Origin of the sequence: Alcaligenes sp. 13f (genome assembly GCF_020496585.1) — a bacterium.
Lineage (GTDB): Bacteria > Pseudomonadota > Gammaproteobacteria > Burkholderiales > Burkholderiaceae_B > Alcaligenes > Alcaligenes phenolicus.
This window is the reverse complement of the sequence record NZ_JAHKKC010000012.1, coordinates 81,180-100,814: the sequence shown is the minus strand read 5'-3', so window position 1 is coordinate 100,814 and position 19,635 is coordinate 81,180. Positions and strand designations below refer to the sequence as shown.

At 57.0% G+C, this 19,635-nt stretch carries 20 protein-coding genes; 4 read left to right on the top strand and 16 right to left on the bottom strand.

The window, feature by feature from the left end:
* Positions 1 to 104: 104 nt before the first annotated feature.
* The 9 genes from fabF to KOE80_RS12030 all read right to left on the bottom strand — a co-directional run bounded on the left by fabF (position 105) and on the right by KOE80_RS12030 (position 6,805).
* Complete coding sequence (fabF, locus tag KOE80_RS12070) at positions 105 to 1,337, bottom strand: beta-ketoacyl-ACP synthase II (protein WP_021446869.1); 1,233 nt, start codon at positions 1,335 to 1,337, stop codon at positions 105 to 107.
* A gap of 140 nt (positions 1,338 to 1,477) precedes the next feature.
* A complete protein-coding gene (acpP, locus tag KOE80_RS12065; RefSeq protein ID WP_003800961.1) occupies positions 1,478 to 1,717 on the bottom strand; it encodes an acyl carrier protein in 240 nt (79 codons plus the stop codon).
* A 184-nt stretch (positions 1,718 to 1,901) separates the two neighbouring features.
* Positions 1,902 to 2,645 (bottom strand): 3-oxoacyl-ACP reductase FabG, encoded by a 744-nt coding sequence (gene fabG / locus KOE80_RS12060; RefSeq protein ID WP_021446870.1) that lies wholly within the window; start codon positions 2,643 to 2,645, stop codon positions 1,902 to 1,904.
* Entirely contained in the window at positions 2,646 to 3,584 is a 939-nt protein-coding gene (gene fabD, locus KOE80_RS12055) for an ACP S-malonyltransferase (protein ID WP_226349218.1), read from the bottom strand.
* 46 nt (positions 3,585 to 3,630) lie between these two features.
* Complete coding sequence (locus KOE80_RS12050) at positions 3,631 to 4,608, bottom strand: beta-ketoacyl-ACP synthase III (RefSeq protein WP_226349217.1); 978 nt, start codon at positions 4,606 to 4,608, stop codon at positions 3,631 to 3,633.
* 25 nt (positions 4,609 to 4,633) lie between these two features.
* Positions 4,634 to 5,722: a phosphate acyltransferase PlsX gene (gene plsX, locus KOE80_RS12045; RefSeq protein ID WP_226349216.1), complete on the bottom strand. Its 1,089-nt coding sequence runs from the start codon at positions 5,720 to 5,722 to the stop codon at positions 4,634 to 4,636.
* Between the two features lie 41 nt (positions 5,723 to 5,763).
* Positions 5,764 to 5,946: a 50S ribosomal protein L32 gene (gene rpmF, locus KOE80_RS12040; protein WP_003800968.1), complete on the bottom strand. Its 183-nt coding sequence runs from the start codon at positions 5,944 to 5,946 to the stop codon at positions 5,764 to 5,766.
* 74 nt (positions 5,947 to 6,020) lie between these two features.
* Positions 6,021 to 6,542, bottom strand: coding sequence for a YceD family protein (locus KOE80_RS12035; protein WP_226349215.1), 522 nt, complete (start codon positions 6,540 to 6,542; stop codon positions 6,021 to 6,023).
* Between the two features lie 29 nt (positions 6,543 to 6,571).
* Complete coding sequence (locus tag KOE80_RS12030; protein WP_226349214.1) at positions 6,572 to 6,805, bottom strand: hypothetical protein; 234 nt, start codon at positions 6,803 to 6,805, stop codon at positions 6,572 to 6,574.
* 77 nt (positions 6,806 to 6,882) lie between these two features.
* Here KOE80_RS12030 and KOE80_RS12025 point away from each other — a divergent pair, with 77 nt between their 5' ends.
* The 3 genes from KOE80_RS12025 to KOE80_RS12015 are packed head-to-tail and all read left to right on the top strand — an operon-like array spanning position 6,883 to position 8,983.
* The gene (locus tag KOE80_RS12025; protein ID WP_021446872.1) at positions 6,883 to 7,437 is read left to right on the top strand and encodes a Maf family protein; all 555 of its coding nucleotides are present in this window, start codon (positions 6,883 to 6,885) and stop codon (positions 7,435 to 7,437) included.
* Positions 7,438 to 7,449: 12 nt separating this feature from the next.
* The gene (locus KOE80_RS12020) at positions 7,450 to 8,172 is read left to right on the top strand and encodes an SAM-dependent methyltransferase (RefSeq protein WP_226349213.1); all 723 of its coding nucleotides are present in this window, start codon (positions 7,450 to 7,452) and stop codon (positions 8,170 to 8,172) included.
* A 1-nt stretch (position 8,173) separates the two neighbouring features.
* The gene (locus KOE80_RS12015) at positions 8,174 to 8,983 is read left to right on the top strand and encodes an N-acetylmuramoyl-L-alanine amidase (RefSeq protein ID WP_009456601.1); all 810 of its coding nucleotides are present in this window, start codon (positions 8,174 to 8,176) and stop codon (positions 8,981 to 8,983) included.
* Between the two features lie 42 nt (positions 8,984 to 9,025).
* On the opposite strand, the gene KOE80_RS12010 is transcribed toward KOE80_RS12015, so the two are convergent.
* Genes KOE80_RS12010 through KOE80_RS11995 form a run of 4 tightly spaced genes read right to left on the bottom strand, consistent with a single transcriptional unit; the run spans position 9,026 to position 12,260 of the window.
* Entirely contained in the window at positions 9,026 to 9,634 is a 609-nt protein-coding gene (locus KOE80_RS12010) for a sulfite oxidase heme-binding subunit YedZ (RefSeq protein WP_115633916.1), read from the bottom strand.
* A complete protein-coding gene (gene msrP / locus KOE80_RS12005) occupies positions 9,634 to 10,587 on the bottom strand; it encodes a protein-methionine-sulfoxide reductase catalytic subunit MsrP (RefSeq protein ID WP_026483107.1) in 954 nt (317 codons plus the stop codon). Before msrP ends, KOE80_RS12010 begins: the two co-directional genes overlap by 1 nt.
* 54 nt (positions 10,588 to 10,641) lie before the next feature.
* Complete coding sequence (locus tag KOE80_RS12000) at positions 10,642 to 11,295, bottom strand: HAD family hydrolase (RefSeq protein WP_009456607.1); 654 nt, start codon at positions 11,293 to 11,295, stop codon at positions 10,642 to 10,644.
* 2 nt (positions 11,296 to 11,297) lie between these two features.
* Complete coding sequence (locus KOE80_RS11995) at positions 11,298 to 12,260, bottom strand: RluA family pseudouridine synthase (RefSeq protein ID WP_264180248.1); 963 nt, start codon at positions 12,258 to 12,260, stop codon at positions 11,298 to 11,300.
* A 488-nt stretch (positions 12,261 to 12,748) separates the two neighbouring features.
* Here KOE80_RS11995 and KOE80_RS11990 point away from each other — a divergent pair, with 488 nt between their 5' ends.
* Positions 12,749 to 16,090, top strand: coding sequence for an Rne/Rng family ribonuclease (locus tag KOE80_RS11990; protein ID WP_226349212.1), 3,342 nt, complete (start codon positions 12,749 to 12,751; stop codon positions 16,088 to 16,090).
* A 487-nt stretch (positions 16,091 to 16,577) separates the two neighbouring features.
* Here the strand turns inward: KOE80_RS11990 and accD are convergent, their stop codons facing one another.
* The 3 genes from accD to trpB all read right to left on the bottom strand — a co-directional run bounded on the left by accD (position 16,578) and on the right by trpB (position 19,623).
* The gene (gene accD, locus KOE80_RS11985; protein ID WP_035272491.1) at positions 16,578 to 17,456 is read right to left on the bottom strand and encodes an acetyl-CoA carboxylase, carboxyltransferase subunit beta; all 879 of its coding nucleotides are present in this window, start codon (positions 17,454 to 17,456) and stop codon (positions 16,578 to 16,580) included.
* 117 nt (positions 17,457 to 17,573) lie between these two features.
* Complete coding sequence (gene trpA, locus KOE80_RS11980; protein ID WP_009456611.1) at positions 17,574 to 18,407, bottom strand: tryptophan synthase subunit alpha; 834 nt, start codon at positions 18,405 to 18,407, stop codon at positions 17,574 to 17,576.
* A 16-nt stretch (positions 18,408 to 18,423) separates the two neighbouring features.
* Positions 18,424 to 19,623, bottom strand: a complete 1,200-nt coding sequence (gene trpB / locus KOE80_RS11975; protein WP_009456612.1) for a tryptophan synthase subunit beta — start codon at positions 19,621 to 19,623, stop codon at positions 18,424 to 18,426.
* Positions 19,624 to 19,635 lie beyond the last annotated feature (12 nt).

The following is a 19,635-nucleotide window of genomic DNA, read 5'->3' as shown; positions in this document are numbered from 1 at the left end:
CCAGGCCTGCTGCAAGCAAGGCACAGACAAAAGCGCCCAGTCGGCGCACCGGAGCCGGAGCTCCGATCGACCAGGACTGGGCGTTACGAGTGGGGCAGTCTAACTTAGCGAAGACGACGAACCACCATCGAACCGTTAGTGCCGCCAAATCCGAAAGAGTTGGACAAGGCCACATCAATCTTCATGTCACGCGCTTGGTTGGCGCAGTAATCCAGGTCGCAAGCAGGGTCCTGGTTGAAGATGTTGATGGTTGGAGGCGAGATCTGGTTATACACCGCCAAGGTGGTGAACACCGCTTCAATACCACCGGCCGCACCCAGCAGGTGACCCGTCATGGACTTGGTGGAGTTGACCACCAGCTTGTAAGCGTGGTCGCCAAAAGCCAGTTTCAATGCTTCGGACTCGTTCACGTCGCCCAGTGGCGTAGAAGTACCGTGTGCGTTGACGTACTGAACTTCGTCAGCGTTGATGCCACCGTTACGCAAGGCATTCATCACGCCACGACGCGGACCGTCTCGGTCAGGCGAAGTGATGTGATGAGCGTCAGAGCTCATGCCGTAGCCGGAGAACTCGCCGTAAATGCGTGCGCCACGTTTCTTGGCATGTTCGTACTCTTCCAGCACCAGTACACCAGCGCCCTCACCCAGTACGAAGCCGTCACGGTCCATGTCCCAAGGACGCGAGGCTGTTTCAGGATCGTCGTTACGGGTGGACAGAGCACGCATGGCGGCAAAACCGCCAATGCCCAGAGGGGACACGGTGGATTCGGCACCGCCGGCAATCATCACATCAGCGTCGCCATACTCGATCAAGCGAGCAGCGTCACCAATGGAGTGCAGGCCGGTTGTACATGCCGACACAACAGCGTAGCTAGGACCTTTCAGGCCCAGGCCGATAGACAATTGGCCAGACACCAGGTTGACCAGGGAGCCAGGCACAAAGAACGGGGAAATCCGACGTGGGCCCCGTTCCAGATAATCTTTTTGGGTTTCTTCAATGCGGGGCAAACCACCAATCCCCGAACCGACGATAACGCCCACACGCTCAGCATTGATGCTGTTGATATCCAGACCGCAATCCTTCCAGGCCTGCATACCTGCGACCACGCCGTAATGGATAAAGGTATCCATCTGCTTGGCTTCTTTGGACGAAATGTATGGTGTTAAATCAAAATCCTTGACCTCACCCGCTATCTGGGCTGTTAGGGCCGAAGGATCGAAACGGGTAATACGCCCGATGCCCGAACGCCCATTGACGATGTTATCCCACGCGGTAGGAATATCGTTGCCGACCGGGGAAACAATACCCAGCCCGGTAATCACGACACGTCGTTTCACGGATGACTCCTAAACACAAAAAAAGCGGTTTAAAGGGAATAACTGCGTCTTGCAAGCTAAAGCCGCCGGGCACAGGCTACTCTCTGGAAACCGCTCTGGAGCGAGGGCGTGCACGATGCCGCCCACCCTCTTAATTGAACTTACTGCTTGCTGTGAGAATTGATGTAGTCCACAGCTTGCTGGACCGTCGTGATTTTCTCAGCTTCTTCGTCTGGTATTTCGGTTTCGAATTCGTCTTCGAGCGCCATCACGAGCTCGACCATGTCGAGCGAGTCGGCACCGAGGTCGTCGAGAAAAGAAGATTCGTTTTTGATCTCGGCTTCGTTAACGCCAAGTTGTTCAGCGACGATCTTCTTGACGCGCTGTTCGATGCTTTCCATGCAGATTCTCCAAGTTGGGAAAAATTCCCGCAAATTATAGCCAATCCATACTGCTAAGAGGGATAAGCTATGACAAAAAACGGCGTTCTTGTATGAGGCCCAACGTTATTCTTACAACGCCGGCTCAAGCAATAGGCCCCAAATAATCCCGCAATTTTACCTCAGCCGGGCGCGATGCCAAGCCTTACATGTGCATACCACCATTCACATGGATGGTGCTGCCCGTAATATATTGCGCTTGCGACCCGGCCAGGAAGGCTACCGCATTAGCGATATCTTCAGCAGCGCCCAGTCGTCCCAGGGGGATTTGCGACAAAATTGCCGCCGACTGCTCAGGGGTCAGAGAGCGTGTCATGTCCGTATCAATAAAGCCCGGAGCGACACAATTAACTGTAATGTTACGGCTACCGAGCTCGCGCGCCAAGGCACGGCTCATGCCGGCGACACCGGCTTTGGCAGCTGCGTAGTTGGCTTGACCGGGGTTACCGCTCTCGCCCACCACCGAAGTGATGCTGATGATACGGCCCCAGCGGGCTTTCATCATGGGGCGGATAACGGCACGCGACAGGCGGAACACGGCACTTAGATTGGTCTGGATAACGGCATCCCAGTCTTCATCTTTCAAGCGCATGGCCAGGTTGTCACGCGTAATACCGGCATTATTGACCAGAATGTGCGGGCCACCGTCTTCTTTGCTCAAGGCAGAGATCAGTGCTTCGCAAGCAGCCGGGTCGTCCACGTTCAATACATGGCCATAGCTGCCGTTCTGATCCAGCACAGCGGAAATCGCCTGTGCGCCGGACTCGGAAGTAGCGGTACCAACCACCTTGGCACCTCGTGCCATCAATTCTTTAGCAATCGCCTGACCGATACCGCGCGATGCGCCGGTTACCAGTGCAGTCTTGCCGCTTAGGTCCAATTCTTGCATTTATGCTCCCTCCAGGGCTTCCAAAGTGGCCTGCAAGGACGCAGGGTCGCTGATCGACAAGGCGACCAGATCACGGTCAATACGCTTGACCAGCCCCGTCAGCACTTTGCCTGGACCACACTCGACCACGTGGGTGACTCCTTGAGCCTTCATGGCCTGGATAGTCTCAACCCAGCGCACGGGATGCCAGGCCTGACGGACCAGCGCATCTTTAATCTGTTCGGGGTCGGTAGGCGCGGCTACATCCACGTTATTGATCACGGAAATAGCAGGTGTTTGCACTTGCACCGAAGCCAGAGCCTGGGCCAGCACAGCAGCTGCCGGTTCCAACAGACTGGAGTGGAAAGGAGCCGATACAGGCAGCACCAAGGCACGCTTGGCACCGGCTTCTTTAGCCAGCGCACATGCACGATCTACCGCTTCCACATTCCCGGCTATCACAACCTGAGCAGGCGCATTGTAGTTAACAGCCTGAACAATCTGCTGTCCCTCAGAGGCACGAGCACACACATCGCGCACTTGATCGTCATCCAGACCCAGCACGGCAGCCATGGTACCGACACCCACAGGTACGGCAGCTTGCATGGCATCGGCACGGATGCGAACCAGCGGAACTGCTTGTTCCAGGCTCAGAGCACCGGCAGCAGTCAGGGCCGAGTATTCACCCAGGCTATGACCGGCCATCACGGCAGGAGCGGCGCCACCGGCCTGAATCCAGGCCCGATACATGGCCACGGCGCTAGCCAGCATGACAGGTTGAGTATTGGTAGTCAGGCTCAGAGCCTCGGCAGGCCCTTGTGCCATCAACTGAGCCAGGTCCTGGCCCAGCGACTGGCTGGCTTGTGCAATGGCTTGCTGTACGACAGCAGACTCGGCCCAGGCATCGAGCATGCCTACGGACTGCGAGCCTTGTCCTGGAAAGACAAACGCAATTTTCATGGTAGAAAAACCCAAAGAGATGAGGCGGTAATCCGGATCGCGCTACTTAGCAGCAGACCAGCACCGAACCCCAGGTAAAGCCGCCACCCACGCCTTGCAACAGCGCCAGATCACCGGCACGGATACGACCATCCCGGCGAGCGGCATTCAGGGCCAAAGGTACACTGGCTGCCGAGGTGTTGGCATGTTGATCAACCGTGATAACCACCTTCTCGGAGGGGATACCCAGCTTACGACCTAGAAAATTGATGATACGAACGTTGGCCTGGTGCGGCACCAGCCAATCGATATCGGCCAGAGAGACGCCAGCCTGTTCGCAGACTTGATTGGCCGAAGCGGCCAGAGAAGTGACAGCCAGCTTGAACACAGCCTGACCATCCATACGCAGGAAGGGATCGCCCACTACCTGACCGTGCGAGACATTGCCGGCCGCGCACAAAATACCCATTTGACTGCCATCCGCATTGAGCTGGGCAGCCAGAACACCGGGTTCATCGCTGGCTTGCAGAACCACAGCGCCCGCACCGTCGCCAAACAGGACGCAGGTAGAGCGGTCGTTCCAGTCCAGGATGCTGGAGAACACTTCGGCACCGATGACCAGCGCATTGCGCGCACGGCCGGCCTTGATCATGGCGTCGGCAGTCGTCAGTGCATAGACAAAGCCGCTGCACACCGCTTGTACGTCGTACGCGGCAGCGCCCTTGTTACCCAATTCGGCCTGCACCAGACACGCGGTGCTGGGGAAAACGTAATCGGGAGTGGAAGTAGCCACCACAATCAGGTCCAGATCCTGGGCAGCAATGCCCGCATCTTCCAGCGCCTGACGCGCGGCCTGGGTTGCCAAGTGGCTGGTACGGACACCGGGATCGGCAAGATGACGCTGGTGAATACCGGTACGCTCGACAATCCACTGATCGGAGGTTTCGATACCCTTTTGAGCCAGCTCCACCGCTAGATCATCGTTAGACACAATCCGAGGAGGCAGGTAGCCGCCTGTACCGATAATCTTGGCAAATATCGTCATTTTATGTTCCCGATCAAGCCCGTTCTTATGAGGACGAGGGCTCTGAAGTATGGCGTGTATCTGGTTCGCCGCTTTGCTCTTCATGCAAGTTCACACTTTGCATGATGCGTTCGACTGCCTGGCTGGTACCGCTGAGCAGACCATTGAGCACCGCACCGCGGGCCCGTTGCAAAGCATAACCGAAAGCGTAGGCATCGGCAGAACCATGACTCTTGATAACAATACCGCGTAAACCCAAAAGGGCCGCACCGTTATGACGGCGATTATCCACCCTGTCGCGGAAACGATTCAAGACAGGACGAGCCAGCAAAGCGGACACTTTGCTCAATGGGTCACGGGTAAATTCGTCGCGCAGCATACTGCCGACCATCTTGGCCAGCCCTTCAATGGATTTAAGGACCACATTGCCCACGAAACCGTCGCACACGACCACGTTGACGGTACCTTTGCAGATATCGTCACCTTCTACGTTGCCGTAAAAATTCAGTCCGCTGGAGCGCAACAGTTCAGCCGCCTTTTTGACGACCTCGTTGCCTTTGATGACCTCTTCCCCAATATTGAGCAGACCCACGGTGGGACGCTCATGACGATCCACAATACTGGCCAGAGCAGATCCCATAATGGCGAACTGCAGCAGGTGTTCTGCGGAGCAATCCACATTGGCACCCAGATCCAGCATGATCGTGGCCCCGCCCTTTTGGTTCGGGATGGACGTGGCAATGGCTGGGCGATCAATCCCATCCAGAGTTTTGAGTACGTAGCGCGAAATTGCCATCCATGCGCCGGTATTGCCCGCAGAAATGCAGGCATCAGCCACCCCGTCCTTGACGGACTGGGCAGCCACTCGCATGGAGGAGTCTTTTTTGCGGCGCAGGGCCACCTCGACCGAATCGGCCATGGTGACAACTTCGGATGCGGGAAGAATGTCGTACCAGGAGGTATCGACATTACCTTGCGCACGCAATGTTTGCTCGATGGCCTGAGGCTCGCCAACCAATAAGCAGTGCACATCCGGATAGCGCTTGGCAAAAAGCAGCGCTGCAGGGACAGTGACGGATAAACCGATATCGCCGCCCATGCAATCGATGGCAATACGTATTTTTTTGTTAGACATCAAGCATGCAACCTATGTTGCTTGCAACGACAAAGAGACTATTACTCGTCGTTCTTTGTTTTCAGCACTTTACGGCCACGGTAGATGCCGTTAGGGCTGATGTGGTGACGCAGGTGCAGTTCGCCAGTCGTAGGCTCGATAGCCGTCGAAGGACCAGTAAGCGCGTCGTGCGAACGACGCATGTTACGCCGGGACGGGCTCTTTTTATTCTGCTGAACAGCCATGATGACTCCTGTAGATGGACAACCCCGAATAAATGGGTGCAGCCCGAAAAAATTAACGAATTAGTAACAAACAATCAAGACTTCTTGAGCGAGCCCAATACGGCAAACGGGGACGGCCGCTCAAAGGCGGACTCATCCAGGTCGTCAGACTTGGCTTCCATGGACAGCGACTGCGCGTCGGGACAAACCTCATGGCGCGGCACATAAGGCACGCTAAGAATCAGCTCGTCCTCGACCAGTCCCAGGACATCCAACTGGCCTTCACACAAGATGCGATCAGGACCTTCCGTATCGTCATCATCCAGCTCAAGTTCGTCCTCGGTTGCCACAATCTGTACTTCGTTGGAAATATCGATGGGCCACTCAAAAGGCTTCACACAGCGCTGGCATTCCAAAATGACACTACCTTTGGCCTGCACATGCACAAAACGACGCCGGGCAGAATCTTCCCGACCCGACACACTCCAGTCAATGCGCAAATCGCCTTGAACGGGCAAATCGGATACCAGACGAGACAAATTTTCCACCAGCACCTGACCCGACATTTCCTGAGGGGCACGGGCTAGATTCAAGGTGTCGATATACTGTGTCGTCATAAGTATGCTTAGGGCATCAAACCACGGTTTTACCAGGATCTGGAACCGCTTGTTTGTTCTGCTTTATTTGTCGCTTTCGCTTGTTTGCTGCTTGCTTGTTTCACTGCCTTGGTATCGCTTGGGGGCTCTACCACTTTTTCTTGTACTGCTTTTTTTCCTGCCCCTCGGTATTGAAGCATGTAAAGCGCAGCCGGCAAACCGCCAAGCCAGCCCACAACCATTTCAATAACGAAGAAAACATTAGATAATACCGTGCTAAGCACAAGGCAGTCAAACCAAAGCACAGCTAAAACACACTATGCGTCTCATCCTTGCATCAAGCTCAGTCTATCGCCGCGCTATGTTAGCGCGTTTGGGCTTGCCTTTCACCTGCCAGTCTCCTGACATTGATGAAACCCCACTTCCCGCAGAGGCTCCCGCCCAGCTCAGCCTGCGTCTGGCGCGTGAAAAAGCGGCCCGTATCAGCCAGCTGAACCCAGGCGCGCTCGTGATCGGCTCCGATCAGGTCGCCACATCGGGCCAGGACGCTATTGGCAAGCCTGGCGACCATGCCGGTGCGCAGAAACAACTGCGTCGCCTGAGCGGTCAAGACATCGATTTCCATAGCGCTTTATGCGTGACGGATGGCCAGGAATTTCTGTGCAGCGATATTGTTACCAATTGTCGTTTTCGCGCATTGAGTGATGAAGAAATCGAGCACTATTTGCTGCAGGAAAAACCGTATGACACCGCTGGCAGCGCCAAGGCCGAAAGCCTGGGTATTGCCCTGATGGAGTCCATGCGCTCGGACGACCCAACCGCTATCATTGGCCTGCCGCTGATCGAGCTGTGCACCATGCTGCGTCACTTTGGCTTGAACCCCTTGCGCCCCACCCTTTTGCCCCCTTCCGTTTAGGACTGATACGCCATGCCCCAAGCCGCCCCTTTGCACCTGATCCCCGTAGGCTTAAGTGAGAGCCCGATCAGCGGCTGGCTACCCGCCGACGTCAAGGCTTTGACGCGCGAACTGACCGTCTTTATTGCCGAGAACGCCAAAACCGCCCGCGCCTTCCTGAAACTGGTTGAGCCCGTGGTACCTCTGCAAGAAATCACTATTCACACGCTGGACAAGCGCGGCAATAAACCCGGTGAAATGCGTGAGTGGTTGAAAACAGCCCTGCAAGGTCAAGCCATTGGTCTGGTATCGGAAGCTGGCTGCCCCGCCGTCGCCGACCCCGGTGCGCTGGTGGTTGCCATGGCCCACGAAATGAAGATCCCCGTGCGCCCTCACGTTGGCCCCTCTTCCATTTTGCTGAGCCTGATGGCCAGCGGCCTGGACGGTCAGCAGTTTGTATTCCACGGCTATGCGCCCGTGGATGGCGGCGCACGCGCCAAGCAGCTCAAACAATGGGAAAGCCAGTCACAAACCCTGAAGCAAACCCAGATCCTGATCGAAACACCTTATCGCAATCAGGCCATGTACAGCACCTTGCTGCAGTCCCTCAAGCCCACAACACGCTTGTGCCTGGCTCGTGACCTGACAGGTACGCGTGAATTGATCCAGACTGCCACAATTGAACAATGGCGCGAGCGCCAGCCGCCTGCCCTGGACAAAACCCCCTGCATTTTCCTGTTTCTGGCTGGTCGTTAAGATGAAATCCCTGTCTTTTCTTACACCCGTCTTGAAGCGCAGCGTTCAGATTGGCGTACTTAGCCTGACGGCCTTATTGGCGGCCTGTGGCAGTAGCGGTCCCTTCAAACTTGATGACAGCTATAGCGCTCAGGGCCAGAACAGCCGAGTGCGTTATCTGGTCATGCACTACACCGCTGGCGACCACGCCACCTCCTTGAAGGTGCTGACGCAGCGTGATGTCAGCGCCCATTACCTGGTCAGCGACGAGCGCCGTCCCACTGTCTACCGTCTGGTTCCAGAGGAACGCCGCGCCTGGCATGCAGGTCTGGGCTCCTGGTACGGTTTCACAGACCTGAATACCGGCTCTATCGGCATCGAAATCGTTAATATGGGCCGCTTGGCAGATGGTCGCTGGGCTCCGTATACGTCCGGGCAGATTGAAGCAATCAAAGCACTGTTGAAAGACCTGGCTCAGCGCCATGGCGTGTCTGCCCGCAATATTATTGGCCACAGCGATGTTGCCCCACAACGCAAGCTGGACCCCGGCCCTCATTTCCCCTGGAAGGAACTGGCCCAAGCAGGCATAGGCCGCTGGTACAAGGAATCACAGGCCCGAGCACTGCAGGCGCAGTACGCCACGCGTCCCCTGCCCTCTGCCGCTCAAACCCAGGCCTTGCTGCGCAAAGCAGGCTACGAAACGCCTGACAGCGGCGTGTTCGACAAGGCCACACAAAACGTGATCGCCGCCTTCCAGATGCACTACCGCCCAGCCCGCTACGACGGCACTTTGGATGCCGAAACAGCTGCCATTCTGCAAAGTCTGGATTGATAAAAAAACAGGTAATGGGCTTATGCTCATTACCTGTTTTTCTTAGTGCGCTGTCTTATTCAATACGGGCCAGCGGCGCAAAACCAGCAAGCCCACCAGAACCAAACCATAGACATAAACTTCCACCACATCATTTTTACCAGTACGAATCAGGTAAAAGTGCAGGATGGAAAGGACCGCCGCCAAATACACGGTTTGATGCAAGCGGCTCCAGCCACGACCCAAACGTTTCTGCCAGCCATGCGTGGAGGTCAGGGTCAGGGCCAATAAAATCAGCACAGCCACCACCCCGATCGCAATCAAGGGCCGCTGCATCACGTCCTGCCACATGGACAGCCAGTCGCCCGAGCGATCCCACCAGGCCCAGGCCAAGGTATGCAAAGCTGCATAAAAAAAACTGAACAAGCCCAACATGCGGCGCCAACGCACCAAGGCGGGCTGAGCCAGCAAACGCCTTACAGGACTTAAAGCCAGGGTCAGCAGCAAGAGTACCAAGGCCCAGATCCCACTGGATCGGGTCAAAAATTCAGCTGGATTGGCACTTAGGCCATTGTTGAAACCCAACCATACCCAGCGCCCCAAGGGAAACAAGCCCAGCAAGAATACCAAGGGCTTGAGCCTATCCAACTGCGCAGCCTTCCAGGTACTCATCAGTAGTAACGCCTTAAGTCCATATCGGCATACAGACCTGCCACGTCTTCGGCATAGCCGTTAAAAGGCAAAGTCGGCTTTTTGGTGGCGAAGAATCCCGAACCGATGACACGTTCAGTGGCCTGGCTCCAGCGGGGATGCGGCACTTCCGGGTTCACATTGGCGTAAAAGCCATACTCATGCGGAGCCACCTTCATCCAGCTGGACTCGGGCATGGTGTCCGTCAAGGTGATGCGCACCAAAGACTTGGCCGATTTGAACCCATACTTCCACGGCACGATAAGCCGCACCGGCGCTCCATTCTGAACAGGCAGGCTTTTTCCGTACAGACCGGTAGCCAGCAGAGTCAAAGGATGCATGGCCTCGTCCAACCGTAGCGCCTCCACATAGGGCCAGGCCAAGATACGAGAGCGTAGACCCGGCATGGTTTCCGGGTCCGCCGCTGTTTCAAACCGAACAAAGCGGGCCGAGCCCTGGGGCGACGCCTGCTTTAGCAAGGCCGACAAGGAATAGCCCACCCAGGGCACCACCATGGACCAAGCTTCAACACAACGCAGACGATAAATACGCTCTTCCAAAGGGGCCAGCTTCAATATCTGGTCCATATCCAAGGTAAGCGGCTTGTTCACCAAACCGTCAATCTGCAAAGTCCAGGGTTCAGTCTTGAATTTCCCCGAATGGCGGGCAGGATCTTCCTTGCCCGTGCCAAATTCGTAGAAATTATTGTAGGAGGTGACATCGGACTCGCTGGTGGGCATATCGTCCAGTTTCCAGCGCTGGGAAGGCGTGAACGACAAGTCCTGCCCTACCGGGACCGCCTGAGCCCGACCCGGCAAGCTGGCCGCCAAGGCCAAGGCGCCGGGAGCCTGCAAAAGCAGGCGGCGGCGCGCCCGCCAGACCGACTCGTCGGTAATTTCAGAGGGACGTATGGGCTGCGAACGTGATTTGAACATCTCCATCTCCTGAACCTGTCTGGCAAGATGGTCGTCAAACCGGCTTGCCGCCTATTAAATCCGTGCCAATACCCAATCGCGCATTTGCGCCACATTATCAACCATGACCGTGGGCTCAGCCTTTGCCAGGGTTTGAGGATCATGCGCGCCGTAAGTGACAGCCACGCTATCCATGCCCGCATTGGCCGCCATATGAATATCGTGCACGGTGTCGCCCACCATCAAGACCTGCTCGGGCTCCAACATCAATTCGGCCAGCAATTGATGCAGCATTTCCGGGTCCGGCTTGCTGCGGGTTTCATCTGCACAACGGGTAGCATCAAAAAAAGTGCTGAGATTGACCTGCTGCAGCACTCTATCCAAACCTTGACGACTTTTACCCGTTGCCACTCCTAAGGCAATCTGGCGGCCACGAAGTTCACCCATGAAAGGCAAAATTCCGTCAAATAACTTGATATGCGGGTCACGCTGCATAAAGTGATGACGATAACGCTCCAGAAACAGCGGCATCTGCTCGGCAGTCAAATCCGGCACAGCGCGATACAAGGCGCTTTCCAGCGACAAACCAATAACCCAGCTGGCTTGCTGAATCGAGGGCACAGGCAATTGCAGATCCGCACTGGCCAACTGAATAGAACTGGCAATTGAGTACGTCGAATCCATAACTGTGCCGTCCCAATCAAACAGAACGGCGGCGTAACGCGTCATAACTACTTCTCCAAACGCTCAAGAACGGCCTGACAGGCAGCCGGCAAGGCGGCCTCCAGAACCAGAGGCTGTCCGGTGACAGGATGATTGAACTCCAGGCGCCCCGAATGCAGGAACATGCGCTTGAAGCCCTGGCGGGCGAATTGATCGCGAATGGCATCGTCGCCATACTTGTCGTCGCCCACAATCGGAAAGCCCGAATGGGCCAAATGAACCCGGATCTGGTGAGTGCGGCCGGTTTTCAGCTCCGCCTGTACCAAAGTAAAGCGACCAAAACGGCGCTGCATGGTGATGATGGTATGCGCAGGCTTGCCTGTGGGGTCAACCTTGACGCGCCGCTCCCCGCTTTCGGTCAGCCAGCGCAGCAAGGGGAAACGGATATGCTGGCGATCGTTCACCCAATCGCCCTGCACCAGCGCCCAATAAAATTTGCGAGCACGGATTTCGCGGAACATATCGTGCAAACCAACCAGGGCAGCACGACGCTTGGCGATAATCAGCAAACCGGAGGTATCCCGGTCCAGACGGTGGGCCAGCTCCAGAAAGGGCTCCTGAGGACGGGCAGCACGCAACTGCTCGATGACACCAAAAGACACACCACTGCCACCATGCACGGCAACACCGGCAGGCTTGTCGATGACCATCAGGTGCTCGTCCTCGAACACCACCGGGAAAACGGCAGCGGGAACATGACGCGGCTGCTCGGGCTCGGGCAGGCGCAGCGGCGGAATCCGCACCATATCGCCGTCCTGCAAACGATAGTCACTGCTGATACGGCCTTTATTCACGCGCACCTGACCGCCACGGATCGCTTTGTAAATGTGGCTTTTTGGCACCCCTTTACATTCACGTAACAAAAAATTATCTATACGCTGACCTGCCCGCGTTTCATCAATGCGTAATATTCGCACTTGAGGGGCTGATCTTTGTGATTCATGAGGTTTGCACATAACAAAAAGGGGCATATAATCGCTTCAGCCTATGGAAGCTGAGACTGGGTCCAGCGTAGAGATGCAAAGGGTGCGTCTCCGTTGGATGACCAAGGACTGATAATTGTATCCTTGAGTTCCAGCTTCCGGGTCATAAGGTCGCCGGGGTGAGTCCGAAATAGCGAAAGTCGTGTGGCAAGAAGGCCCGCTTTCCAAGAGATGTTTTCCTCCCGCGTGCGGCGCTGAATTCCTGCACAGATTGTCCCGCTCTTTTGCACCAGCCGCATGATTTATGCGGCTGCCGTTCCCCCAGCAATTTTATATTCGTCAAACACACACCGTGACTCTGACCCCCCTGCTGATTGAACTTCGCGCTTTGGCGCGACTCGTGCCTCCCAGACTATAAGCCGGTAGGCCGATTTTGCCTGCCTGCACCAAACTGATGCAGCTATAGCGCTACACACCTGTGACCCGCGGTCGTGCGCCGATATTTCGGTGCTCCATGACAACGGAGATCCACACTCATGAAACGCATGTTGTTCAATGCGACGCATCAAGAAGAACTACGCGTCGCCATTGTCGACGGTCAAAAACTGATTGACCTCGACATCGAAACAGCCGGGCGCGAACAGCGCAAAGGCAATATCTACAAAGGGGTCATCACCCGCATCGAACCCGGCCTGGAAGCCTGCTTCGTCAGCTACGGTGAAGAGCGTCACGGCTTTCTGCCATTCAAGGAAGTAGCTCGCAGCTACTTCAAGGAAGGGGTTGATGTACGCAGCGCCCGCATCCAGGACGCCCTGGTTGAAGGCCAGGAACTGATCATCCAGGTTGAAAAAGAAGAGCGTGGCAACAAGGGCGCTGCCCTGACCACCTTCATTTCCCTGGCAGGCCGCTATCTGGTTCTGATGCCCAACAACCCCCGTGGGGGTGGCGTATCGCGCCGCGTTGAAGGCGAAGACCGCCAGGAACTGCGCGAAGCCATGGACCAGCTGGACATCCCGCAGGGCATGAGCATCATCGCCCGCACCGCAGGTATCGGCCGCAGCGTCGAAGAGCTGCAGTGGGACCTGAACTACCTGATGCAGTTGTGGACCGCCATTGACGGCGCTGCCCGCGACAATGCAGCTCCTATCCTGATTTATCTGGAATCCAGCCTGGTTATCCGGGCCATCCGCGATTACTTCTCGCCCGATATTGGCGAAATCCTGATCGACACGGACGAGATTCACGAGCAGGCCGCCGCTTTCATGAGCGTGGTCATGCCCGACAATCTGCATCGCGTAAAGATGTACCGCGATGACATCCCGCTGTTCTCGCGCTTTCAGATCGAACACCAGATCGAAACCGCCTACTCGCGTACCGTGCAATTGCCTTCGGGCGGTGCTGTCGTTATCGACCACACCGAGGCCCTGGTTGCCATTGACGTGAACTCGGCTCGCTCCACGCGTGGTGCCGACATTGAAGAAACTGCCCTGCGCACCAACCAGGAAGCCGCTGACGAAGTGGCCCGCCAGTTGCGTTTGCGTGACTTGGGTGGCCTGATTGTTATCGACTTTATCGATATGGAAGACAGCAAGAACCAGCGTGCTGTCGAACAACGCCTGCGTGATGCCCTGCACCTGGACCGTGCTCGCGTCCAGATGGGCAAGATCTCGCGCTTTGGTCTGATGGAACTGTCCCGTCAGCGCCTGCGCCCTGCCCTGAACGAAGGCTCCCACATTACTTGCCCACGATGCACCGGCACTGGCGTGATACGCGATGCCGAATCCAGCGCTCTGCATGTACTGCGTCTGCTGCAAGAAGAAGCCATGAAAGAAGGCACAGCCGCCCTGCACGCTCAGGTGCCGGTGGATGTGGCTACCTTCCTGCTGAACGAAAAACGCGCTGACATCACCAAGATCGAATCGCGCCTGAACATTGCCCTGATCCTGATTCCGAACAAGAATCTGGAAACCCCGCACCACATCATCGAGCGCCTGCGCCACGACGACCCACGCCTGGATGAACTGCGCAGCAGCTACGAGCTGGTCCAGCAGCCTGAGCAGCAAGACAGCTTGGTGCCGCACCGCAGCCACGAAATCAAGCCTCGTCCAGAAGCCCTGGTCAAGAGCACCACACCGGCCCAGCCAGCTCCCATGAGCAAGCCTGCTGCCGCCGCAGCCGCCAGCGCCGCTGCTAGCGACAACAAACCCGGCCTGCTCAAGCGCCTGCTGAACTGGTTGTCCGGCGCACCTGCCGAACCCGTGGCCGAGACCACCAAATCCGAAGGCAGCAAATCGTCCTCTGGCCGCCGCCAAGGTCGTCCCGGCCAATCCAATAGTGGCCGTGGCCAAGGTGGTCGTGGCCGTCGCCAGTCCAACCGCCCGGAAGCGGCTCAGGAAGAAAAAGCCAGCACGGAAAGCACCGGGGGTAATACCCGTGGTCGCCGCCGTAACGCCTCAGCAGGTAACGAATCTGCTCTGGAAACTCCACAAAGCGCCAACACGACGCCCGCCACTGCCGACGAAGGCAGCAGCAACAGCCGCAACCCACGTAACCGCCGTGGCCGTGGCCGTCAACGCCGTGAAGAAGGCAGCACAGAAAACGTCGAGCTGAACAAAGACGTCGCCAGCACAGAAGCCCAGCCCGAACAGGCTGCTGCCGCAGTGGCCAGCGTGGCCGCAGTGGCTGCCGTGGCCGCCACCAAGCAAGAAGCGCAAAACCGCGCTGAACAGCTGGCCGAGGCCGACAGCGCTGATACCAGCGACAACTCGGATGCCGAAACCGACGAGAACAGCGAAAACGGCGCTCTGGACCCAGAGCGCAAACGTCGCCGTCGTCGTAGCCGTCGTGGTCGTCGCAATACCGACGCCAACGCCGTAGCCGAGAACGAAGAGAACAACGAAGAAGGCAATACCAGCGCCTACGTTGCTCACGAAACACCTAGCTTCAACCCCGCTGCCCTGGATGCCCAGGAACAAGCTGCCGCCCAAACCGCAGCAGCCGAGCCTGAACAGCCACAAGCAGCCGTAGAGGCACCTGCAGCCCAAGAAGCCGCTCCTGTCGCCGTAGAGGCCTCTGAAGAAGCTCCTGCCGCTGCTCAAGCCGCACAACAAGCTGAAGAAGTCGCTACGACCCCGGTAAACGCTGTTGAAACCGCTCCAGCCCAGGAAGAAGTAGCCACTCCAGCCGTTCAGGCCGAAGTTGCTCCAGAAGCTCCAGCCGCAGAAGAAACCGTTGCTCCTGTGCAAGCAGAAGCTGCCGCCGAACCTGCCAAAGCAGAAGTGACCGAAGCTCAAGCTGAAGCTGTAGAAACAGCCGCAGCGCCCGCAGAAACGCAAGCCGCAGCAGAAACCCCAGCCGTTGAAGCCGCTCCAGTGGAAACTGCAGCCGTAGAAACCGCTACTGCCCAGGAAGAAGTTGCTGCTCCAGCCGCTCAGGCCGAGGTAGCGCCAGAAGCTCCTGCCGCTGAAGAAGCTGTTGCTCCTGCGCAAGCAGAAGTTGCTGCCGAACCAGCCAAAGCAGAAGCCACCGAAGCTCAAGCTGAAGCCGTTGAGACAACTGCTACTCCCGCAGAAGCACAACCTGCAGTTGAAGCCCCGGCCGTTGAAGCCACTCCAGTGGAAACCACAGCCGTTGAGACTCGCGTTGAGACTCAAACGACTGCTGCTGCAAAAGCCCCTGCTGCCGAACAAGCACAGAAGCCCGCAGCCGCCCCTCTGGAAGCCGTGCTGAACGCAGCGGGCATCGAACTGGTGGAAACCGTTCGCTCGACAACACAGGACGACTACCAGCCCGCACCAGTGCGCCTGGGTCGCCCACGCAAGCAACGTGCTGCAGAAACCGAGAACAGCGAGCCGCTGCAACAGGTCGAAACGCAGTAAACAGCAAGACTAAAAACGCCGCCCTTTGGGGCGGCGTTTTTTTTCCTCTCGTATCCATAAAGAGCAGCCATCTAGGCTCCTTCTCCCTCTTCTTGAGCCCTCTGCGATATTCCTTTTTTCTTGGTGTGGGGAGTACGACTCTGGGGCGAGTCAGGGACTTGGCCGCGGGCTATTGAACAATCCAGGGTGCAAGCCCAGTGCTGTTCGAGCCAGACGCTTGTACTTGGTCCGGGGGACCAAGTACCTGGCGAGTTCACTGGGCGCCTGGATTGTTCAATAGCCAAGGGTACCCGTGCGCAGCACGGGCCAAGGCCCCGCCCCAGAGTCGTACTCCCCACACCAAGAAAACCAAGCCAATCTCACCCTGAGGTCTCCACCCAGAAGCCTATGCTTCAATAACACAAACCTCTCTACCCAAAAAAACAGCAGCCCAAAAAAAACGCCACCTAAACCCAGGTGGCGTTCTTCTTTAGCAATTCCTTGGCAATCAAGAATGCCGCGACACAGCCTCAGCAGGCTGACGAGTCAGCAAAGCCAGCAACTCGGCCAGCTCACGCTGCAGCTCGCGACGATCAACCACCATATCGATAGCGCCCTTCTCCAGCAAGAACTCGGCACGCTGGAAGCCTTCGGGCAGTTTCTCGCGCACAGTCTGCTCAATCACGCGAGGACCGGCAAAACCAATCAAGGCATTAGGCTCGGCAATCACCACATCGCCCATAAAAGCGAAACTGGCCGACACACCACCCATGGTGGGGTCAGTCAAAATGCTGATAAACGGCAAACCCGCATCCGACAATTCAGCCAAAATAGCCGTCGTCTTGGCCATCTGCATCAGAGAGAACAAGCTCTCCTGCATACGCGCACCACCCGAAGCGGCCACGCAAATAAAAGGACTGCGGTTGGCAATAGCCGCCTGCACACCACGTGTGAAACGCTCGCCCACCACGGAACCCATGGAACCGGCCATGTATTCAAACTCGAAGCAGGCCACCACGGCAGGCACAGACAAAATCGTGCCGCTCATGACCACCATGGCTTCAGTTTCGCCCGTCTGCTTGGCCGCCTCGGAAACGCGCTCGGTGTACTTGCGCGAATCGCGGAACTTCAAGGGGTCCATAGGACGGGTGTTGGAACCAATCTCGGTCTGGCCTTCGGGGTCCAGCAAGGACTTGATCCGGGCACGAGCACCAATGCGCATGTGATGGCTGCATTTGGGGCAGACATTCAAGGTGGCCTGGAGATCTTCCTTGTAGAGCACAGACTCACACGACGGACATTTCACCCACAGCCCTTCGGGAACGCGACGGCTGCTTTCGGGGTTACGGTTAATTCGCGGCGGGAGTATTTTCTCGATCCAGCTCATTGTTAGATCCTGTTTTCGCCTGGCCGGCACCCGGCCCACCAAGCTCTTTATTCTGAAAAAAAGCGCCTGTTCCTAAAGAACAGGCAGATGATTCTATACGCGGAATAGGTATTTAGGCTAATTATCCAGTGCCTGACGTATCTGTGCGAGCCATTGGCTGGCTGCTGCAACCGCAGCCGCATCCATATCCTTTTGCTCTTTGCCAGCGTTCTCCTGCACAGCCTGTTCCATGGTCTGGATCAGCTTGGAGCCAATGACAACTGCGTCCGCGCTACGGGAAATGGCTTTGGCGCTTTGCGCGTCCCGAATCCCGAAACCCACTCCGACCGGAATTTTGACGTGCTGACGAATACGCTGCAAGTGGTGTTCCACATCAGCCACATCAATCTGGGCCGAACCGGTCACACCTTTCAGGGACACATAATACACATAGCCCTGCGCCAAAGCGGCTACCTTGGCAATACGCTCGTCCGTGGACGTGGGCGAGAGCAGGAAAATGGTATCCACGCCCTGCTCGGTCAGCAAACGGGTGAAATCCTCGGACTCCTCAGGTGGGTAGTCCACCGTCAGCACACCGTCCACACCCGCCTTGCCCGCCATGACGGCAAATTCAGCCTGACCGATACGCTCAATAGGATTGGCGTAACCCATCAGAACAACCGGCGTTTCCTCGTCGATCAAGCGAAACTGCTGCACAATCTCCAGCACTTTACGCAAGCCCACACCACGGCTGATGGCACGTTCAGCCGCTTGCTGAATCACCGGGCCATCGGCAGTGGGATCAGAAAACGGTACACCCAATTCAATGACATCTGCCCCGGCCTGACGCAAGGCATGCATCAAGGCCACGGTAGCAGGCACCGAAGGGTCTCCGGCCGTAATATAAGGCACCAGGGCACAGCGCCCGTTCAAACCTTCAAACGTCTTTTTCAGACGCACATTACTCGACATATCCGTTCCCGATTGCTTACAGAGTCAAGCCGCCGTACTCGGCGACCGTGTGCATGTCCTTATCACCGCGACCAGACAAACTGACCAGGATGATTTTATCCTTGGGCAAAGTCGGGGCAATGCGAGCCGCATGGGCCAGCGCGTGCGAGGACTCCAGCGCGGGCATGATGCCTTCGATGCGGCAGCAATCGTGAAACGCTTTCAGGGCGTCTTCATCGGTGCAGGTGGCGTATTGCGCACGGCCACAATCTTTCAGCCAGGCGTGCTCGGGACCCACACCGGGGTAATCCAGGCCAGCCGACACCGAGTGCGTAGGCATGACGTTACCGTCATCGTCCTGCAGCACATAGGTACGGTTACCGTGCAGCACACCCACCATGCCCTTGTTCAGGGAAGCCGAGTGCTCCAGCGTATCCAGACCGCGGCCAGCCGCTTCCACTCCGATCAGCTCCACATCCTTGTGCTCGATGTAGGGGTAGAAAATGCCCATGGCATTGGAACCACCGCCCACCGACGCCAAAACGTAGTCCGGCTGACGACCGGCGTCCTGAGGCATTTGCTCCACGCACTCGTCACCGATCACGCATTGGAAGTCGCGCACCATCATCGGGTAAGGATGAGGACCAGCCACCGTGCCAATAATGTAGAAGGTATTGCTGATATTGGTGACCCAGTCGCGCATGGCTTCGTTCAGCGCGTCTTTCAGCGTGCGCGAACCGGATTCCACAGGAACGACCGTCGCACCCAGCAACTTCATGCGGTACACATTGGAAGCCTGACGGCGTACGTCTTCGCTACCCATGTAGACCACACACTCCAGACCATAGCGGGCGGCGACCGTAGCCGTTGCCACGCCGTGCTGGCCTGCACCGGTTTCAGCAATAATGCGTGGCTTGCCCATGCGGCGAGCCAGCAGAATCTGACCGATACAGTTGTTGATCTTGTGTGCGCCAGTGTGATTGAGATCTTCGCGCTTGAACCAGATCTGAGCTCCACCTAGTTGCTCCGACCATCGACGGGCATGGTACACGGGGCTGGGACGACCGACAAAATGCTTGAGTTCGTAGTGAAACTCGCGCAGAAACTCAGGATCGTTCCGATACTGTTCGTAGGCTGCTTTCAACTCGTCCAGGGCGTGGACCAGCGTTTCAGCGACAAACGAACCACCAAACTGACCAAAATGTCCATCCGGGTCGGGCAAGGTATAGGTTTTCAAAGCTCGCTCTCT